Source organism: Flavobacterium sp. (genome assembly GCF_035760125.1).
Classification (GTDB): Bacteria; Bacteroidota; Bacteroidia; order Flavobacteriales; family Flavobacteriaceae; genus Flavobacterium.
Genome location: NZ_DASTTN010000043.1, coordinates 1 through 2,228, shown reverse-complemented (window position 1 = coordinate 2,228; position 2,228 = coordinate 1). Strand labels below are relative to the sequence as shown.

At 37.3% G+C, this 2,228-nt stretch carries 1 protein-coding gene; it reads right to left on the bottom strand.

The features are described 5' to 3' along the window. Positions 1-99: 99 nt before the first annotated feature. Positions 100-2,109, bottom strand: coding sequence for a fumarate reductase/succinate dehydrogenase flavoprotein subunit (locus VFS71_RS01995; protein ID WP_326399067.1), 2,010 nt, complete (start codon positions 2,107-2,109; stop codon positions 100-102). Positions 2,110-2,228 lie beyond the last annotated feature (119 nt).

Genomic DNA, 2,228 nt, shown 5'->3' with positions numbered 1-2,228 from the left:
TTCAATTTGTATGTTTCCATTTTTCCTTTTTCTTTGGAGTTTTTTTGACGCCAAATTTGAAGGCTTATGTTGATATTTTTTGCTGCGCTCATAATTTTTTTATTTGTAATTTCTTGCGGCTATTTTAATAAACTCGTATTTCAATTCTTCTTTGTGAAGTTCCGATTTTGTAACATCGTACCCTTTGTTTTCCCAAGCTCCTACAAACGAGAAGTTTTCGTCATCACGAAGCGTTTCTCCTTCAGAATCCTGATACTCTTCACGGAAGTGACCACCACAAGATTCTTTACGTTGCAAAGCATCCATAGCCATCAATTGTCCTAATTCGATGAAATCGGCAACACGAAGTGCTTTTTCCAATTCAGGATTCAATTCGTCTGAACTACCCGGAACATAAACCTCTTTGAAGAATTCTTCTTTCAAAGCAGCAATTTCGGCAATGGCTTCAGTTAAACCTTTTTCATTACGACCCATTCCTACTTTATTCCACATAATATGACCTAAACGTTTGTGAAAATGATCCACAGTTTTTGATCCATTATTAGACAAGAATTTATTGATTTGCTCTTTTACACTATTTTCAGCAGCTACGAATTCTGGCAAATCTGTAGAAATTTTTCCAGTACGAATATCGTCAGCCAAATAATTAGAAACAGTGTATGGCAATACAAAATATCCATCAGCCAAACCTTGCATCAAAGCTGAAGCTCCTAAACGATTCGCTCCGTGGTCAGAGAAGTTAGCCTCTCCTGCAACGAAACAACCTGGAATAGTAGATTGTAAGTTATAATCAACCCAAACTCCACCCATTGTGTAGTGAACCGCAGGATAAATTTTCATTGGAGTTTCATAAGGATTCTCATCCGTGATTTTTTGGTACATAGTAAACAAGTTACCATATTTTTCCTCTAACCATTTTTTTCCTAAAGTAAGGATTTCCTCTTGAGAAGGATTGTGATTTCCTTTGGCGTAAGCTGTTTGCTTACCTTTAGACTGAATCTCTGTAGCGAAATCCAAATAAACTCCTTCATTGGTATCATTAGCCTCAATTCCGCGACCTTCGTCACAAACTTCTTTTCCTGCTCTTGAAGCAACATCACGAGGAACTAAATTTCCAAATGCCGGATATTTTCTTTCTAAGTAGTAATCTCTATCTTCTTCAGCAATTTGAACCGGCTTTAATTTCCCTGCACGAATCGCTTCTGAATCTTCTTTTTTCTTTGGAACCCAAATACGTCCAGAGTTTCTTAACGACTCAGACATCAACGTTAATTTAGATTGATTGGTTCCGTGAACTGGAATACAAGTTGGGTGAATTTGTACGTAACAAGGATTTGCGAACAAAGCTCCTTGTTTGTGAATTTTCCAACCTGCAGTTACATTCGATCCCATAGCATTTGTAGAAAGGAAATAAACGTTTCCGTATCCTCCTGTTGCAATAATTACAGCGTGAGCAGAATGTCTTTCTAATTCTCCGGTAATCAAGTTACGGGCAATGATTCCGCGAGCTTTTCCATCAACTTTTACCAATTCCAACATTTCGTGACGGTTGTACATATCGATTTTTCCTAAACCGATTTGTCTTGATAAAGAAGAATAAGCTCCTAATAGTAATTGTTGTCCTGTTTGTCCTGCAGCGTAAAAAGTACGTTGTACTTGTGTACCACCAAAAGAACGGTTATCCAACATTCCTCCGTAATCACGTGCAAAAGGAACACCCTGAGCCACACATTGGTCAATAATGTTTCCGGAAACTTCAGCTAAACGGTGAACGTTTGCTTCACGCGCTCTGTAATCTCCTCCTTTAATAGTGTCATAAAACAAACGGAAAGTACTGTCACCGTCATTTTGATAATTTTTTGCAGCATTGATACCTCCTTGTGCAGCGATTGAGTGCGCACGACGTGGAGAATCCTGGTAACAAAATGCTTTTACATTATAGCCCATTTCAGCAAAAGACGCTGCTGCTGAAGCACCGGCCAATCCTGTTCCTACTACGATAATATCTATTTTTGGACGGTTGTTTGGAGCAACCAACTTTAAGTGATCTTTATAATCAGTCCATTTTTGTGAAATGTGACCTTCTTGTATTTTAGAATCTAGTTTCATTATAGATTGATATTAATTATTAAAATGATGAAATAGCGCAATGAAAATAAATCCAAAAGGAACTATTATTGCAAAAGCATAACATATTTTATGCAATGACTTTCCGATTTTATTATCGA